The sequence below is a fragment of the Chitinophaga oryziterrae genome (assembly GCF_009758125.1).
Classification (GTDB): Bacteria; Bacteroidota; Bacteroidia; order Chitinophagales; family Chitinophagaceae; genus Chitinophaga; species Chitinophaga oryziterrae.
The window spans coordinates 317,837-334,683 of record NZ_WRXO01000005.1 but is presented as its reverse complement, the minus strand read 5'-3'; the positions used below and the strand labels follow the sequence as shown (position 1 = coordinate 334,683).

At 44.3% G+C, this 16,847-nt stretch carries 13 protein-coding genes; 4 read left to right on the top strand and 9 right to left on the bottom strand.

Going from position 1 to position 16,847, the window contains the following annotated elements; translation table 11 throughout:
- Nucleotides 1-9: 9 nt before the first annotated feature.
- From GO495_RS19005 to GO495_RS18995, 3 genes are all read right to left on the bottom strand, one after another.
- A complete protein-coding gene (locus GO495_RS19005) occupies nt 10-3,003 on the bottom strand; it encodes a SusC/RagA family TonB-linked outer membrane protein (RefSeq protein ID WP_157301298.1) in 2,994 nt (997 codons plus the stop codon).
- A 343-nt stretch (nt 3,004-3,346) separates the two neighbouring features.
- Nucleotides 3,347-4,030, bottom strand: a complete 684-nt coding sequence (locus GO495_RS19000) for a LuxR C-terminal-related transcriptional regulator (protein ID WP_157301297.1) — start codon at nt 4,028-4,030, stop codon at nt 3,347-3,349.
- Nucleotides 4,031-4,218: 188 nt separating this feature from the next.
- On the bottom strand, nt 4,219-6,633 hold the full coding sequence (locus tag GO495_RS18995) for an efflux RND transporter permease subunit (RefSeq protein ID WP_157301296.1): 2,415 nt from the start codon (nt 6,631-6,633) through the stop codon (nt 4,219-4,221).
- A gap of 118 nt (nt 6,634-6,751) precedes the next feature.
- Between GO495_RS18995 and porZ the strand changes: the two genes are divergently transcribed.
- Entirely contained in the window at nt 6,752-8,914 is a 2,163-nt protein-coding gene (gene porZ / locus GO495_RS18990; RefSeq protein ID WP_157301295.1) for a type IX secretion system anionic LPS delivery protein PorZ, read from the top strand.
- A 21-nt stretch (nt 8,915-8,935) separates the two neighbouring features.
- Nucleotides 8,936-9,670 (top strand): DNA repair protein RecO, encoded by a 735-nt coding sequence (gene recO / locus GO495_RS18985; RefSeq protein WP_157301294.1) that lies wholly within the window; start codon nt 8,936-8,938, stop codon nt 9,668-9,670.
- Here the strand turns inward: recO and GO495_RS18980 are convergent.
- The 5 genes from GO495_RS18980 to rsfS form a co-directional block, all read right to left on the bottom strand.
- Nucleotides 9,647-10,429, bottom strand: a complete 783-nt coding sequence (locus GO495_RS18980; RefSeq protein ID WP_157301293.1) for a UDP-2,3-diacylglucosamine diphosphatase — start codon at nt 10,427-10,429, stop codon at nt 9,647-9,649. The two genes, recO and GO495_RS18980, sit on opposite strands and share 24 nt — an antisense overlap.
- Before the next feature lie 13 nt (nt 10,430-10,442).
- Nucleotides 10,443-10,880, bottom strand: coding sequence for a putative periplasmic lipoprotein (locus GO495_RS18975; RefSeq protein ID WP_157301292.1), 438 nt, complete (start codon nt 10,878-10,880; stop codon nt 10,443-10,445).
- A gap of 72 nt (nt 10,881-10,952) precedes the next feature.
- A complete protein-coding gene (locus GO495_RS18970) occupies nt 10,953-11,588 on the bottom strand; it encodes a LutC/YkgG family protein (RefSeq protein WP_157301291.1) in 636 nt (211 codons plus the stop codon).
- A gap of 6 nt (nt 11,589-11,594) precedes the next feature.
- On the bottom strand, nt 11,595-13,619 hold the full coding sequence (ftsH, locus tag GO495_RS18965; protein WP_157301290.1) for an ATP-dependent zinc metalloprotease FtsH: 2,025 nt from the start codon (nt 13,617-13,619) through the stop codon (nt 11,595-11,597).
- Between the two features lie 39 nt (nt 13,620-13,658).
- Nucleotides 13,659-14,069 carry a ribosome silencing factor gene (gene rsfS / locus GO495_RS18960; RefSeq protein ID WP_157301289.1) on the bottom strand — a complete coding sequence of 137 codons (411 nt, stop codon included), beginning with the start codon at nt 14,067-14,069 and terminating at the stop codon, nt 13,659-13,661.
- Nucleotides 14,070-14,311: 242 nt separating this feature from the next.
- Between rsfS and GO495_RS18955 the strand changes: the two genes are divergently transcribed.
- Both GO495_RS18955 and GO495_RS18950 read left to right on the top strand, forming a co-directional pair.
- Nucleotides 14,312-15,055, top strand: coding sequence for a biotin--[acetyl-CoA-carboxylase] ligase (locus GO495_RS18955; RefSeq protein WP_338075445.1), 744 nt, complete (start codon nt 14,312-14,314; stop codon nt 15,053-15,055).
- 460 nt (nt 15,056-15,515) lie between these two features.
- Complete coding sequence (locus GO495_RS18950; RefSeq protein ID WP_170302691.1) at nt 15,516-16,457, top strand: AraC family transcriptional regulator; 942 nt, start codon at nt 15,516-15,518, stop codon at nt 16,455-16,457.
- A gap of 54 nt (nt 16,458-16,511) precedes the next feature.
- Here GO495_RS18950 and GO495_RS18945 read toward each other — a convergent pair whose 3' ends face one another.
- A complete protein-coding gene (locus GO495_RS18945) occupies nt 16,512-16,841 on the bottom strand; it encodes a translation initiation factor (RefSeq protein WP_157301287.1) in 330 nt (109 codons plus the stop codon).
- Nucleotides 16,842-16,847: the final 6 nt, after the last annotated feature.

The following is a 16,847-nucleotide window of genomic DNA, read 5'->3' as shown; positions in this document are numbered from 1 at the left end:
GTGTACATTTTAAAATACCAGGTTAACGCCTACTGTAATTGTTTTAGGCTGGGGAAGTGAAAAGAATGATTCTCCTGCTACCTGCCCGTTAGAGCCATATTCAGAGACTTCAGGGTCTGCTCCGCGGAAACCTTTTTTAGTGGCTGTCCATAAATTCTGCCCCAGTACATACACACGGGCACTGTTTAATATATGTGTGTTGCTCAGTAATGCCGCCGGCAGATTATATCCAAGTGTCAATGTCTTTAAACGCAGATAAGATCCGTCAAATAACTGCGCCGTAGACAACTGTGAAATATTATTCTGACTGCTCCAGGATGCACTTGTAGCGGAAGGTGCAAATGCCTTGTCTCCCGGTTGCTTCCAGTAATTGAGCAGATCCTTGCTTACATTCAGTCCATAAGTAGGATTATCCAGGTACTGGAATTCTGATAACATTACTTTATTACCGGTACAGAAATAGAAGTTAATCCCCAGATCAAAATGTTTATACCGGAATGTATTATTAAAGCCACCCGTGAATTTCGGAAGAGCACTACCGGCTATGATCTGGTCATTGCTGGTTGGAGCTGTTGTTGTCTTACCGTCTTTGGTATACCACTCAGGGTCCCCGGTCTCTGCATTAATCCCTTTATATCTTATCAGGTAAAATGAATTCAGTGAATAACCCTGTATCGCGCGTTGTCCATTATAAGAACCTATAATAAAATTCCGGCCTTCTTCATCTCTCGTATCAGATGGCAACTGTGTGACTATATTTTTCAGATAGCCTGCATTCAAAGAGGTTGTCCATTCAAAATCTTTGTTCTTCACCGCTACACCTGTTATTTGCAGGTCCACCCCATTATTCTGCATCTTCCCGGAATTCCTGGTGCCATAGCCAAAACCTGTAGTAGAAGGGAATGCTACATATAACAGTACATCCTTCGAATTCTTGCGGTAATAATCAATATTCAATTGCAGTCTGTTATCCAATGCATTCGCCGCTAATCCAATGTTTAGCTGTCCTGTAGATTCCCATCCCAGGTTAGGATTGCTCGCCTGTGTAGGTCTTAATCCCGGTTGTCCGGCGTAGTTGGCATCTGTGCCTGCTGAATATAATGCCAGGTAATCGTAATAACCAATGCGGTCATTACCAGTAACACCATAACTGGCTGTCAGTTTCAGATAATTGATAAATTCCACGGAGTGCATAAACTGTTCCTGCGATATTACCCAGCCTGCAGAAACAGCCCAGAAATCACCATACTTTTTATTACTGCCAAAACGGGAAGATCCATCTCTTCTGAAAGAGGCTTCTGCCATATATTTATCCTTGTACCGGTAACCTGCGCGGAAAATATAGGATTCCAGCGCCCATTCTTTTCCTGTTGCGGAAGTAGTGAGAGGTACAGAAGCAGATCCCACATTCAGCAACTTATCACTGGTAAATCCGCTACCACTTACTTTTATATCATCATAACGGGCTGTTTCAAAACTATGCGCTGCCAGCAATTCAATGTGATGGTCCTGCGTAAGGTCCTTTTCGTAATTCAGACTGTTAGTTGTTAACCATTTATTATCCTGCCAGATAGTACGTCCGCCAACACCACCGGGAGTTATCTTTTCAGATTTGCGGTAACGCTCTTCTGTTTGCAACTGATCAATGCCCCAGTCACTTTTTATCCACAAATGATCTGTGATATTAATTGTCGCATAGGCGTTACCGGTATTACGGCGGGTATAGTATTTATTCCTGTTTAATCCCACTACGGCCAGTGCATTATTAGCAGGATCAGCAAACTGTCCGTTATCGGTATACGCAGGTGTAAAAGGTGTATTCAGGTATCCGGCAGTGAAAGGTGCCGTCAGATCACTTTCAACAAGAATACGGTCCATATCAGTATAGGCAGTAGTGAAGTTCACTCCAAAATGTACCCGTTTACTCAAGCTATGTTCCAGATTCAGACGGCCGGTCAGTTTCTTCAGGTCATTCCCGATAACAAAACTTTCCTGATTCAGGTAACTGCCTCCCAGGTAAAACTTCGTTTTATCATTTCCGCCACTGGCAGAAAGCGAATAGTTATTCGTTTTGCCAGTCCTTTTTACTGCATCTGCCCAGTCAAATCCTTTTGCAGGGAAATCAACGGTTGGATTACCTGTCACCTTGGTGATATAATCATTATAGTAAGTACGGTACTCATCTGCATTCAATACCTTCAGTGTATTCGTAGGTTTTGACCAGCCGGTATAATAGTCCAGTTGTACCTTTGTTTTGCTGTTGGTAGTTCCTCTTTTGGTCTTAATAAGTACGACACCATTGGAACCTCTTGAACCATAAATAGCAGCAGCAGCCGCATCCTTTAATATAGTAATGGACTCGAAATCATCAGGATTCAGCTCCAGCAGCGGGTTCAATGCAGCCCCACCACTGTATGGCGTATTATACTGACCATCACTCAACGGCACTCCATCGACTACAAATAACGGTTGTCCACCTGCTGTAACGGACGCTGCTCCACGTATCCGTAGTAAAGACGCTCCACCCAGTAAACCGGAAGAATTCGTCATCTGTACACCTGCTACCTGCCCTTGTAATAACTGTTGCGGAGTAATGGCCGGCACATTCTCCACTACATTGGATTTCAGCACGGATACCGCCTCTGTTGTATAACGTTGTGTTTGTTGCCCGTAACCAACCACTACTACCTCGGAAAGCCTGGACTGATCAGGTTTCAACCGTACATCCAGCCGGGTGGTAGCAGCATCTGCTTTCAGTTGTTTACCAGCATACCCTACCATAGAGAAAATCAACTCCTGCGTCCCGCCTACAGGAAGAGAGAATGTGCCATCCTCTCCGGTGGCAATACGGTAAGTGGAACCTTTAATGCAAATCGTTACACCAGGTAACGGAGCCCCGCTGCTATCGGAAGTTACCTTGCCTGTAAGCGTTCTGATTTGGGCAATAGCAGGCAATATATAAATAACTGGCAGCAGCAGACAGAGGAATACACCTTTTTTCATCAATGATTTTTTATCTTTTACAGCAGGTCGTGGCTTGTGATCTTTTGAATGGCTGAATTTGCATACAGTACCTCATATGCAACTACATTTCCCCCGTGTCCTTAAATTATTTTGATTGATATATCGAAAAATGCTCACGCAATATATAAAAAATATTAAAAAGATATGGATATGGTTAGAAGGATTAAGATATTGATAAAGTGAATATCAGGGATTTCTGCAGCTGGGAACTGCCGGAATTGGGGGTACAAAATTATAAGGCAAGCGGTAGGATTACCGCCTGCGCGCTCATCAACCAAAATCTAAATCCGGTATATCCAGATCTAAATAAAATCTTTAATACTCAGGAAAGGCTTAGTGGCTGGGACTGCAACAACTCCAGTAACGTTTCATAAATATCCTCGTTCCGGTTATTATACCGGAATTCGCATTCTTTCAGATGCAGGTAAACGGTACTGCGGTTAAGTCCTTTGAACTTGGCAAGCCGGTGTTTTGTAAGTCCCCAGAAAGCATCAATATCATCTGCCCTGGCAATGGTTCCTTCATTTTCCAGGTTGTACAGGCGGTACTGGCCAAGATCTGCTACGTTGCTGAAACGGCGCATCTTCTCTGCTACATTCTGTGTTTCCAGTATGGAACGGCTGCTTCTCACAGCGGAATGTATCATAGAACGGCTCACATCCGGGAGAATCTCGGTATGCAACCTGTTAGATGACCTGTAAATTCCGAATACCACCGGTTTTATGTTTCGGCTAACGTCTGTCTTTACAGAAACGGAAGTGTCTTGCGGGTGATGAACGGTTTGATCTATGACCTGTGGCCGGCCTTTGTAATCTGCGGGCAATAAGGATTCACAATGACGGGCTATCTGCTGGCGAATTTTCTTCAGGTAACTATTTACAGTTACTCTGCTTACTCCACTAATGCTGGCAATCTGGGTGGCAGTAAGATCTTCGGCAAACAGCCTCAGTATCTCCTTAAATTTACGCTCAGATAAGTGAGCGCCCTTTAAGTATTTGTTTTTCATGAACTAATGAACTAAAAGAGGTTAAAATGGCATGATAAACCTCTCACTTTTTAACGGGTATGCAGGGGCCTTTTATACAAACGGCTAAAAGGGGAGTATGAATGCGGGCCACTAGATTATTTGGGATAAATGCAGAAGGCTCAATACAATAAATTGTATTGAGCCTTCTGCATTATGTAGTACTACTATTATTCTTTGTCGTCGAGTCCCAGCTTGGCTATATCAACATCTTCTTCTTCATCAGCCGGACTGGTCCATTGCTTCTTTTGTGCTTTCTTAAGCAACGATTTTTCCATCCACAACAATAATGCTGGCAATATTGTAAGGTTAGTGATCATCGCCAGTACCAGCGTAAGCGAAGTCAGCCAGCCTAATGCCTTGGTGCCACCAAACTCTGAAAAACTGAATATCATAAATCCGGCAAACAGGATCATAGATGTATATATGATACTAAGCCCCGTTTCATGGATCGTTTGCTTCACAGTGGCTGAAATATCCAGATTGTTATGAGGTAATTCCTGCTTAAAGTTCACCAGGAACCGGATCGTTACATCTATCGCTATGCCTAGTGCCACACTAAATACCAGTACTGTAGATGGTTTGAGCGCTATACCGGCCCAGCCCATTACACCTGCGGTTACCGCCAGCGGTATCATGTTTGGAATGATAGATATGATCAGCATTCTCCAGGAACGGAAAAGATACAACATACAGAATATGATCAGCACAAATGCCAGCAGGATACTTTCTGTTAAACCATTGATAATAAAACGGCTGCCTTCCAGGAATATCACACTCGTACCTGTAAAGGTCACTTTATACTGCGCAGTATCAAAGATGGCATTCACCTGCGGACGCAACGAATCCAGCAGAATAGGCAATTCACGGGAACCTACGTCCGCCATATTCACACTTACACGTGCCACCTGCCGGGTACTGTCCATAAAGGAAGCTACCAGTCTGGTGAATGTAGCGGCTTCTTTACTCGCATTCGCATCACCACCTTTCATACGCAGATAAGGCGCCAGAAAACCAATATCAAACTGATTAGGAATACTGTAATTAGATGTATCTCCATTATAATAAGCCTGCTTGGCAAACTTGATACCTTCTGCTACGGAAAGCGGACGGGCAAAAGATGGCTGCGCCGTAATCAGTTTAGACAACTCATCCAGCTTCTCCAGCGTCTTCAGATTGACAACCCCGTTCTTTTTCTTCGTATCCACAGAAATCTCCAGCGGCATGACCCCTTTGAAATTATGCTCAAAGAATTTCAGATCAGTATATAGCTTGTCACTTTTCGGAATATCGTCCAGCATAAATGCTTCAGACCTCAAACGTAACATACCTGTTACAGCTACCACTACCATTAAGGCAGTAATAGCATATACCCATGCCCTGTACTGGAATACCAACGCTGTAAGCCCGTTCAGTAATGCACGGAAAAGACGGTTATCCAGGTAACTGGTATGCTTGGTCTTTGGTGCCGGCAGGTAACTAAGTACAGAAGGCAGGAATATAAAGGAGATCAGGAAGATGAACATGATGTTCAATCCTGCAACTACTCCAAATTCACGTAAAATAGAACTCTTGGTAAAACAGAATACGCCAAAACCAATGGCCGCTGTCAGATTCGTGAAGAGGGTAACAATACCCATTTTCTGGATCATATGTACCAGCGCACGTGTCTTGTTGCCATCCTTGGCATATTCAATATGATACTTATTGAGAAAGTATACGCAGTTCGGAATACCGATTACTACGATCAATGGTGGTATCAGGCCGGTTAATAAAGTGATCTTATACCCCAGTAATACAATCGTAGCTACAGACCATATCACGCCGATCGCAACAACGATCATAGACATCAACACTGAACCAAAAGAACGGAAGAAAAAGAAAAGGATCAGTGCAGTTAATATAAAGGATAATTTCAGGAACAACTTCAGCTCATCAGCTACTTTGGTAGCCATGATGGTGCGGATCAGCGGCAAACCGCTCATTCTTACCTCTACGTGATGCTTTTTACCAAACGCATTCCCCAGTGTCATGATGTTCTTCACCACTTCTATACGCCTGGCTGTATTCATCACTTCTTTGTTGATGTTCACCAGCATCATATAAGCATGCGTATCCGGATTGTACAACAGCCCTTTATAAAAAGGCAGTGTATTGAATAAACGGTCCAGACTGTCCAGTACTGCCTGTTGCTTCAGATCTCCTTTAAAAAGAGGTCCGGCTGTCAGCTTATGCGTACTGTCGTTTTTTACCAGGTTAATGGCAAACGGTACACTCAGCACATTCTCAACAAATTCTACCTTTTTCAGGTCCTTGTTCAGCTGTACATAGTCATCAAAAAAATCTACTTTAAAAAAATCATCTGTTTGTACCCCTATCACCATAAGGTTTCCATCTTCTCCAAACAGCTTCTTGAATTGCTGATAATCCTTGTACTTCAGATTATCAAGAGGAATAGATTTGTTGGCTTCATAGGATAATTCCACCTTGCTGGCATAATAAGCCATCACGGCAGTGCCGGCAAGTAATAATACCAGTAACGGTAGCCGGAATTTCAGGACGAAACCTGCTAGGCGTTGCCACATAAGCGTCGTTGTAGTTTAGTAAGGCCGTAAAGGTAATCAAAGTTGCCTAAAAAACTGGGCGATTTGCTTATAGAACAGTAAGTGTCATAAAGTAATAACATATAACTATTTTTGATGCATGTACCGTTTCCTTACATTACTATGTCTTATTAGTATCCCATCCCTGGCACAAACACCTATCGGTCAGTGGCAGGAATACCTTCCCTGGCTACCGGCCATATCGGTCACTGTGAACACAGACAAAGTGTATTGCGCCTCATCAACAGGTCTCTTCTCCGTAAATACAGGAGAGGAACAGGACATTACCCGCTATAGTAAAGTGAATGGCCTCCACGACATTGGTATCAGCGCCATCGGTAGCAATAATAACGGGGTAATGGTGGCCTACCGGAACAGCAACCTGGATTTCTTACAGGGCAATAACATCTATAACATCCCCGATCTCCTGCGCAAACAGGTATCGGCTGATAAATCCATCTTCCGCATCTTTTTTAATAACGACAACGCCTACCTCTGTACAGGATTAGGCATCGTAGTCGTAAACACGACTAAAACAGAGATCTCAGACACCTATATTACTGGTTCTACCGGCTTATACACACCCGTATATGCCCTTGCCTTATTGAATAACTACCTCTATGCAGCTACCGCTGAAGGTATAAAGAAAGGCCCCCTCACCGGTACAAACCTGGCAGATTTCAGGAACTGGACTCCTGTACAACAGGGCCTGCAACAGGATACCGTACAACAGGTTATCCAACTGGGAAATAAACTTATTTGCCGGCAGGGGAAACAACTCTTCCAGCTGCAAAATGATATTTGGTCGCCCTGGTATACCGATGGGAATGCAATCACCAGCCTCTCTGTGAATGACCAGCACCTACTGGTTTGTGAAAATAGCCGCATCATAGCATTACAAACAGATGGCACTGTCGCTACGACCTTACAGGACCAGTTGATTCAGGCCCCCCTGTCAGCAGTTGGTTACGGACAGGATACCTGGATCGCTGATTCCCTGCATGGACTTATCCGCTATAGCACCGGACTATTCACTCCCATTGCGCCCAATGGTCCTTCCAGCATCATCACCGGCGATATGCTTTTTGTAAATAACACCTTGTTTGCTGCAGCAGGCGGCGTAACAGATGCATGGGCCCCTACCGGCAACTCCAACGGGTATTATACGTTCAACAAAGGGGAGTGGCTGCAACACAAAACCAATGGCATAAAAGACCTCATTACACTGGCTGCGGATGCCAACGGCGTGTACATTGGTTCCTTTGGGGGCGGACTGTTATACCGGGACAAGATTTTTAAAGAAGCGACCAATGTAAGCGGACTGGCAACAGATGCTGCCGGTAATCTCTGGGTGGCTGATTATGGGGCGAATGCCAATCTGCTCCTAAAGAAGCCCGATAATTCCTGGTCATTCTTCCGCAGTCCCTATGCACAAACTGGAAACGCCATCAGCCAGCTGCTCACGGATGATTATGGACAGATATGGATGGTTTCCCCACAGGGAAACGGCCTCTTCGTATTCAATTACACCAGCAATCAATGGTACCAGTTCCGCATGGGAACTCAATCAGGCAACCTTCCTTCCAATGACGTATACTGTATGGCCAAAGATAAAAACGGCGCTATATGGGTAGGCACAGGCCGCGGCGTCGCTATTATGAACTGCGCTGATCAGGCAGCGACAGGGAACTGTAGTGCATACCTCCCCATCATACAACAGGGCAACTTTGCCGGTTACCTTTTTCAGGACGAACAAGTGACTACCATCGCCATAGACGGCGCTGACAGGAAATGGATAGGCTCTCTGAACGGCGTATGGCTGGTGAGTGAAGATGGTGAAACGATCATTGAACACTTCAACACTACCAACAGCCCTCTTCCTGGCAATCACATCTACAAAATAACCATAGACCCTCTCACGGGAGAAGTATACTTCGCAACGGAAAAAGGATTGATGTCCTGGCATGGTACTGCTACAGAAGGTACCATCATGCAAAAAGACTCCGTACTGGTATTCCCGAACCCTGTCCCACACACATATGGCGGCACCATCGCTATCCGCGGACTGGCACAAAATGCGCTGCTAAAGATTACAGATATCAGTGGACGGTTAGTATTTCAGACACGGGCCTTAGGCGGACAAGCCATCTGGAATGGCACCGATTATACAGGACACCGGCCTCAGAGTGGTGTATACCTCGTATTTGCCACCAGTGAAGAAACAGGGGAACATCTCGTCACTAAAATCGTATTTATAAACTAGATATCAGTAATTTCGAAGCTGATGTTACATAAAACGCGCGGGATAGTATTAAGGACAGTTAAGTATGGCGATACAAGTGCCATCGTGAACATCTTCACAGAACTGTTCGGCATACAGGCATACATGGTAAACGGAGTAAGATCTTCCAAACCCAATGCAAAAGGCAATCTGCTGCAACCGGGAAATATACTGGACCTCATCGTTTATCATCACGAACAAAAAAGTATCCAGCGTATCTCCGAATTCAAACTGGGTTACATCTTCACTTCCCTGCACTTCAATGTAGTAAAGAATACCGTAGCCCTCTACATGATAGAATTATTGCAGAAAAGCCTGAGAGAACCGGAAGAACACCTGGAACTCTACTATTTTACAGAACAGGCACTGGAAGCGCTCGATAAAACGCCCTTATCAATAGCCGCAAACATCCCCTTATACTTCACGCTCAAACTGGCAGAACATTTAGGATTCCGTCTCAACGGCCGTTATTCGGAATATGCTTCTTACCTGGATTTGCAGGAAGGTTCATTCACAGATTTACCCCCTCACCACAGTAACTACCTGGATGCAGAAAACAGCGAACTGACAGATCGCTTATTCCAATGTTATGAATGGGAAAGTCTGGGAAATATTACGATGAATAAAGACAAACGCAGGAAACTGCTGTATGCCTATCTGGACTTCTTCAAACTGCATCTGCCCGATTTCACAGAGCTTCAATCTCCGCCAATATTACACGAGATCCTTGACGCCTGAGTACTTCAGTTCCGTATTGATCCCATCAAATACTGCATAACTGAAATAATTCATCCAGTCGCCCAGGTTAATATACCTGCTATCAGGGCCTACCTGTAAATCCAGTGGCAAATGCCGGTGTCCGTAAATGAAATAATCATAATGAGTGTGTTGCAACACTTCTTTACTGTAGATAGCCAGCCATTCATTCTCTTCCCCGAGAAACTTTTCCAGTTCCATCCCGGTAGCAGCACGGCTTTTACGACTAAAATAATTGGCTAACGCAATACCCCAGGAAGGATGTATCACCGAAAATAACCAGCGGCAAACAGGGTTGCGGAATACTTTCTTTAATAACTTATAACCATGATCACCAGGCCCCAGCCCGTCTCCATGGCCTATATAAAATAATTTACCCCCGATATCATAAGTCTGTGGCTCATAATAAACAGGGATATCCAGCTCTTCTTCAAAATATCCGTTCATCCACATATCATGGTTCCCAATAAACACCGAAATACCAATCCCTTTGTCCCGCAGTTCTGCCAGTTTTCCCAGCAAGCGGGTATATCCTTTAGGAATTACTTCCTTATACTCAAACCAGAAATCAAAAATATCTCCTACAAGAAAAATATGCCCGGCGTCATTAGATACCTCGTTCAGCCATTGTACGATCCGTTTTTCTCTTTCTCTGCTGACAGTGGCATTGGGCGCACCCAGGTGAAAATCCGATGCGAAATAAACCTTTTTGCCTTCCGGAAGATGAATGTGATGCTGCATATACTAATTAATACTATTTAAATCCTGCTTCTTCATAAGCAGTTTCAATATCCCCAAGATCAGCCTTCACAGGATCTCCTAAGCCGGTAAATAAAAATATCTCCCAGGCGTATTTAGGATGATTGAGATTGATATAGAGAGATTCTCCGTTCTTCCTGATAAAATGTAATTGCGTAGCAGAGGTACGGATGATCTTCACTCCTTTGGATGCCAGGAACAGGCTGTCGGCAGTAACAGTGGTGCTGTTAAATTGCAAGATACCAGGAAAACTCTTCTCCCCGAAAGCGCTTTTCAGGGATGCTAATTTATCTCCTGACGGTACAAAGATGACAGCACACGTATCTTTTATAACCAGTTCATCACTGTTGGCAGCAGCATTACCACTGGACGGAGCCTGCCCGCAGGATGCCAATACAAGTGCTGTAAAAATAAAAAGGAACAACCTCTTCATAACAATCATTTAAAAGAACAGCGCATGATTACTATCATGCGCTGCTCAAATATAGTTAAACTAATAAACGTTTTATTGATCTACCAGGAATACATACACCTCCTTAGGACCGTGTATGCCTACTACCAGTGTCTTTTCAATATCTGCCGTACGGCTTGGGCCGGAAGCAAAATGAATGGAAGAAGGTAATTCTCCCTGGTATTTGTCTTTCAACCGGGCAATGGCATCTTTCAGATCAAATACCAGCTGATGCGTATAAGCAATCACAATATGAACAGGCGTATATACAGGTAATGCCCTGCCGGAAGCCTGTGCTGCACTCAGTACCATGGTACCGGTACGTGCCACCAGACATTCGCAGTCTGTAATCGCTGCCTGTGCGGTATGCATATCCCCATTGTTCATGAATGGGAACTGCTTTAACTGAAACTGCTGCATCAGGGAAGGTGTCTGGCAATGCACATCATCCCATTCCTTACTGGTTACAAGGGCAACCAGGTTATCCACGACCTCATTTTTACTCGTGCAGAAAATGAACTTCCCCTGTAAACGGGCAAACTCCTCTGCAAACTTCATTTCCAATCCGTCGTGTTCCTTTATAAAAACGGAACTGTTGCCCTCCGCATTTGGGAAGGGCAACTGTACCGATTGACTCAATGCATTTCGTACTTTTTTAAGAATATTTTCCTTGGCAGGAGATATCTTCATAATAGCTTACGCATTAGCAGGTGAAGGCGAAGGATTGATGATATCCGAAGGATGTACACCATCAGTGCCGAGGCTTTCGTTAGCCCTCTGATGTTCTCTGTGAACGTCCCATGGACGTTTACCGATCAGTCTTTCCAGATCTGCCTGATACAATACTTCTTTCTTCAACAGTTCCTGTGCAAGGGTTTTTACCTGGTCCAGCTTTTCTGTAAGCAGGTTCTTGGTCCTTATATAAGCCTTGTTGATCAGCTGACGAACTTCTTCATCTATCATCTTGGAAGTTTCCTCAGAGTAAGGTTTTGTAAATGCCTGATCACTGTTAGGATCATAGAAAGATACATTACCCACTTTTTCATTCATACCATACACAGTTACCATCGCATAAGCCATACGGGTAATAACCTGAAGGTCATTTTGCGCACCGGTAGATATTTTACCAAACACCAGGTCTTCTACAGCACGGCCGCCAAGGGTCATACATATATCGTCCAGCAACTGTTCAGTATTATAGAGGTATTGTTCTTTTGGAAGATATTGTGCATATCCGAGAGCAGCAACACCACGTGGTACAATGGTAACTTTTACCAGCGGGTTAGCATGTTCCAGGTGCCATCCGCAGATAGCATGACCAGCTTCATGATAAGCAATCACTTCTTTCTCTTCAGGAGAAATGATCTTGTTCTTCTTCTCTAAACCACCAATTACGCGATCAATCGCATCATTGAAGTCATCCATTTCCACTTCCGTTTTGCCTTTACGGGCAGCAATCAGCGCAGCCTCGTTACATACATTGGCAATATCGGCTCCTGCAAATCCGGGTGTCATGGAAGCAAGCTTCTTAACGTCCAGGATAGGAGAAGTCTTAATAGGCTTCAGATGCACTTCAAAAATGGTCTCTCTGCCAGCCAGGTCCGGCTTATCGATAGAGATCTGACGGTCAAAACGTCCCGGACGCAGTAACGCACTATCCAGCACATCCGGACGGTTGGTAGCAGCCAGAATGATGATACCGCTATCAGTACCGAAACCATCCATCTCAACCAGCAACTGGTTCAGGGTATTTTCACGTTCATCATTGCTCATCATCACGTTCTTACCCCTTGCACGGCCAATCGCATCTATTTCATCAATAAATATGATACAGGGAGCCTTTTCACGGGCCTGTTTAAACAGGTCACGTACACGGCTTGCACCCACACCTACGAATAGTTCAACAAAGTCAGAACCTGACATAGAGAAGAATGGTACCTGTGCTTCTCCGGCCATTGCTTTGGCCAGCAGGGTTTTACCGGTACCCGGAGGGCCCACCAGCAAAGCTCCCTTAGGGATTTTACCCCCCAGTGCAGTGTATTTCTTCGGGTTCTTCAGGAAATCCACGATTTCCATGACCTCGACCTTAGCTTCGTCCAATCCGGCCACATCACTGAAAGTGATATTTACACGGGTCCCCTTGTCGAACAGGGTTGCTTTGGACTTGCCAATGTTAAAGATGCCTCCCGGACCGCCACTGCCACCGGCAGGACCGCCCATTTTACGCATCAGTAATACCCACAGACCAATCAGTAATACCAACGGTAACAGCAGTTGAATGAATGGTTCAAACCATCCCTGTCTGTCCTCGTAAATCACCTTTACCTGATCTTCCAATGGTGTGTTGGCCTGAGCTTTATCCATATCTGCTTTAAAGCTTTCCTCACTACCTATACTAAAACGGAAATGTGGACCGGCATTTGGTGCGCCGAAACGGCCTTTTGCCACTTTATCAAATTTGGGCTCGTTCAGCCGCTCTTTTTTAATGTAAACCTCTACAGACTTTTTGTTCACCACCACTAGCTTGTCTACATCTCCTGGCTTCAGGTAATCGAGTTGAAATTCCTGAAAACTAAGCTCTTTAGGCTGGGCTCCGAAATTAAAAAAGTTCATAGCCAGCAAAGCGACACCTATAAAGGCGTACACCCAGTATATATTGAACTTTGGTCCTTTCTTTGGCGATTTGTCTGACCCCTTGGTGAAGTTGTTGCCTCTTTCCATAATCTTACGCTCCTTACGGATGTCGTTATTAGTTAAAAGTTATAAGTTATTCTCGTTATGCTCCATTCGTCCTGCATCGCTCCACATGTCTTCCAGACTGTAAAACTGCCTGGTTTCAGGTTGGAATACATGCACTACAACATTCACATAATCTACAAGTATCCATTGTTGTGCGGTAAATCCTTCGTGTTTGTAGGGCTCTTCTCCCAGATGCTCCTGTATCTGATGTTCAACATAGTCTGCTATAGCCCTAACCTGTGTATTGGAATTGGCCTCACATATAACAAAGAAGTCAGCCACAGCTTCAGGAATCTGGCGTAGATCCAGGGAAACAATATTTTCTCCCTTTTTATCCTGGATAGCCTTGATGATGATGGAAAAAATCTCGCTTTCTCTACTCAGACGCGTTAACGCCTTTTTTCTCGTACTCAGAACGGTTAAGGGTGCCAATAAAATCTCTTTTGGTTAAAAATAAACTTTAATTGTCAAAATTACTAAACAAGCGGCAAATAAACACCGGAATATGATATTGTCACCACGCATTCCAATATGCTTCCAATATTGCTATTGATACCTGGTATGCAGACGTTTGAGACTACTCGTTTATTGTAATACCGGATCCTCTCTTTTGTTAAGAAAATGATAAAATGAGTTACTTTGCTTTTTCAAAATAATTCAGAAAAGAATCTCTTGTGATCGGACAGCCATTTTACATTTTAGACAAAGTAGACAGCACCAATAACTATGCCATGGAGCAGGTCAATAATGGGACCATAAACTCCGGAACTGCCTGGTTTGCACTTGAACAAACTGCAGGAAAAGGGCAACGTGGTAAGCAATGGCTCTCACCTCCAGGCGAAAACATCATGCTTACCATAGCCCTGCAACCCGGAATGCTGCCACTTTCCAGGCAATTTATGCTGAGCATTACAGTAGCTCTTGGAGCCGCCGATTTCTTTAGCCGGCATGCCGGAGATGAGACCGGAATCAAGTGGAGCAATGACATTTACTGGCGTGACAGAAAGGCAGGGGGCATTCTCATCGAAAATGTACTGCGTGGCAATACATGGCAATATGCCATTATAGGAATCGGTTTGAACATCAATCAAACCACCTTTCCGGAGCATTTGCCCAACCCCGTATCCCTGCGCCAGATCACCGGTAAAGCCTGGGATGCCATCGCTCTGGCTAAAGAACTATGCACCTGCCTGCAAGAGCGGATTCAGGCATTACACCCTTCTACTTATGACAGCCTTCTCACCGAATATATCAGCAGGCTGTTCCGCCTGAACCAGGCCGGTCTTTACCGCATGAATGATGAATACTTTGAAGGCATCATCCGCAACGTATTGCCAGACGGCCGTCTCTGCCTCGAAAAAGATAAAAATATCATCGAGCTGAACTTCGGAGAGATCGAATTCGTCCTTACAAAGTAGAACATCTGTCCGGTTTTAGAATATCCGAACAGATGTTTCCGTACCTATTTCGATAGTAAGGACTTATCAGTAGAAAGGACAGACCGGGTATTCAATAAAGGAAGGAATAGAGAAAACGGATTACATGTTGTTATTACACTAAATATAGGTCCGGTAAGACTAACATGTAATCCGTATATAATCTTGTGCGCTGCTGCAGATAGTTGGTTGTAATAGTAATAAGCAGTTCCATCAAAAGGCACATGATGAAAACAAGATTTTGGTTGATAAAGGTGAACTCAATTTGTGAAATCTTTGTTAATTTATCAAATTTAAAAATGCAACATGGATACAAATGGCGTATTGGCAGGAATTATTCCTCTTTTGTCCGTCCTTACCATCTGCATATTCATACATCCACATATCAATAACTGGTGCTTTCAATAACCGATTAGCGCATCTTTTTACTAACTTTAATGATATGGCCACCAGTAACAATCGCAGAAGTATTCAACGTGTAGGGCTGAAACAAATTGGTAGCAACCTCCTGCAGGTAGCCGTAGAAACACCTGCCACACCAAAAGTACCAGCCAGAAGCAGCTTTGCCGTGCATTCACGCGCTACAAATCCCTGTAAAGAATATATCTCTGCCAGCAGACGTGACTATTATAAGATATCTCTTATCACCGAAGGCAGCGGTACATTTACCCTGGGAGACCGCGTATATAAAATAAAAGCGCCCAGCCTCCTCTTCATTAATCAGGTTGAAGTCAAAACATGGTCGCCGGTAGGTCCACAGGATGGTTACTACTGCATGTTCACAGAACACCTGTTCGAAATGCAACGGAATTACAGGGATGAAATCCTCCATTATCCGCTTTTCCAGATAGGAGCCAACGCCGTACTGAAATTAACAGAAGAGCAAAGCATCTATCTCCAGCAGATCTTCAAACAACTGATGAGAGAACATAAAGATTGCGCCGCCTATAAGCAGGAGGCTATCGTTATCTATCTTCAGCTGCTCTTACTGGAAGCCAAACGGATGGGAACGCCTGCAAGCGATCATCAGCGTACGCTGACAACCGCACAATTACTGGCAGAACGTTTTACAGAAACACTGGAAAAACAGTTCCCCATCGCTTCCGAACAGGAACAGGTACAGCTGAAAACTGCCGGAGAGTTCGCTCAGATGCTCAATGTGCATCCAAATCACCTGAACGCTACCGTAAAACGCGTTACCGGACATACCACCAGCGAACATATCCGCCAAAGGATCCTGCTCGAAGCAAAACTCCTTTTAAGACATACCGACTGGCACATCTCTGCTATCGCCTGGTGCCTCGGTTTTGAAGAACCCGCTAATTTCACGCACTTCTTCAAAAGCCAGACCAGTCACTCTCCTCATATCTTCCGCACACTCTAAATAAAAAAGAGGCAGCCTTATAATAGAAGACTGCCTCTTTTTCAAAAAATAAAATTACTTCGCTTTATACCCCCATTCCTGCAACCACTTTACAATTTTCTCCCTGTAATCCCCCTGGATCAGTATCTGACCATCCTTCGCACTTCCACCCGCCCCGCACTTCGTCTTCAGTTTCTTACCCAGTTCTTCCAGATCATCTGTCTTTCCTACAAACCCGTCTATCAGTGTCACCACTTTACCCGCACGCTTCTTCGTATCCAGTTTTACCCTCAGCTGCTGATGAGCATTACCTAAAGTGTCTGTTTCTTCCGGTTCATCGTTATCAGGCGTAAACTGAGGGTCTGTTGAATACACAATGCCACCGGAACCTTTTTTCTTGGACATAGAAAT

Coding starts and splice junctions, on each gene's coding strand:
- ftsH (WP_157301290.1), bottom strand. CDS start 13,619: ATGGAAAGAGGCAACAACTTCACCAAGGGGTCAGACAAATCGCCAAAG.
- recO (WP_157301294.1), top strand. CDS start 8,936: ATGTTACATAAAACGCGCGGGATAGTATTAAGGACAGTTAAGTATGGC.
- porZ (WP_157301295.1), top strand. CDS start 6,752: ATGTACCGTTTCCTTACATTACTATGTCTTATTAGTATCCCATCCCTG.
- GO495_RS18950 (WP_170302691.1), top strand. CDS start 15,516: ATGGCCACCAGTAACAATCGCAGAAGTATTCAACGTGTAGGGCTGAAA.
- GO495_RS18980 (WP_157301293.1), bottom strand. CDS start 10,429: ATGCAGCATCACATTCATCTTCCGGAAGGCAAAAAGGTTTATTTCGCA.
- GO495_RS18975 (WP_157301292.1), bottom strand. CDS start 10,880: ATGAAGAGGTTGTTCCTTTTTATTTTTACAGCACTTGTATTGGCATCC.
- GO495_RS19000 (WP_157301297.1), bottom strand. CDS start 4,030: ATGAAAAACAAATACTTAAAGGGCGCTCACTTATCTGAGCGTAAATTT.
- GO495_RS19005 (WP_157301298.1), bottom strand. CDS start 3,003: ATGAAAAAAGGTGTATTCCTCTGTCTGCTGCTGCCAGTTATTTATATA.
- GO495_RS18970 (WP_157301291.1), bottom strand. CDS start 11,588: ATGAAGATATCTCCTGCCAAGGAAAATATTCTTAAAAAAGTACGAAAT.
- GO495_RS18995 (WP_157301296.1), bottom strand. CDS start 6,633: ATGTGGCAACGCCTAGCAGGTTTCGTCCTGAAATTCCGGCTACCGTTA.
- GO495_RS18945 (WP_157301287.1), bottom strand. CDS start 16,841: ATGTCCAAGAAAAAAGGTTCCGGTGGCATTGTGTATTCAACAGACCCT.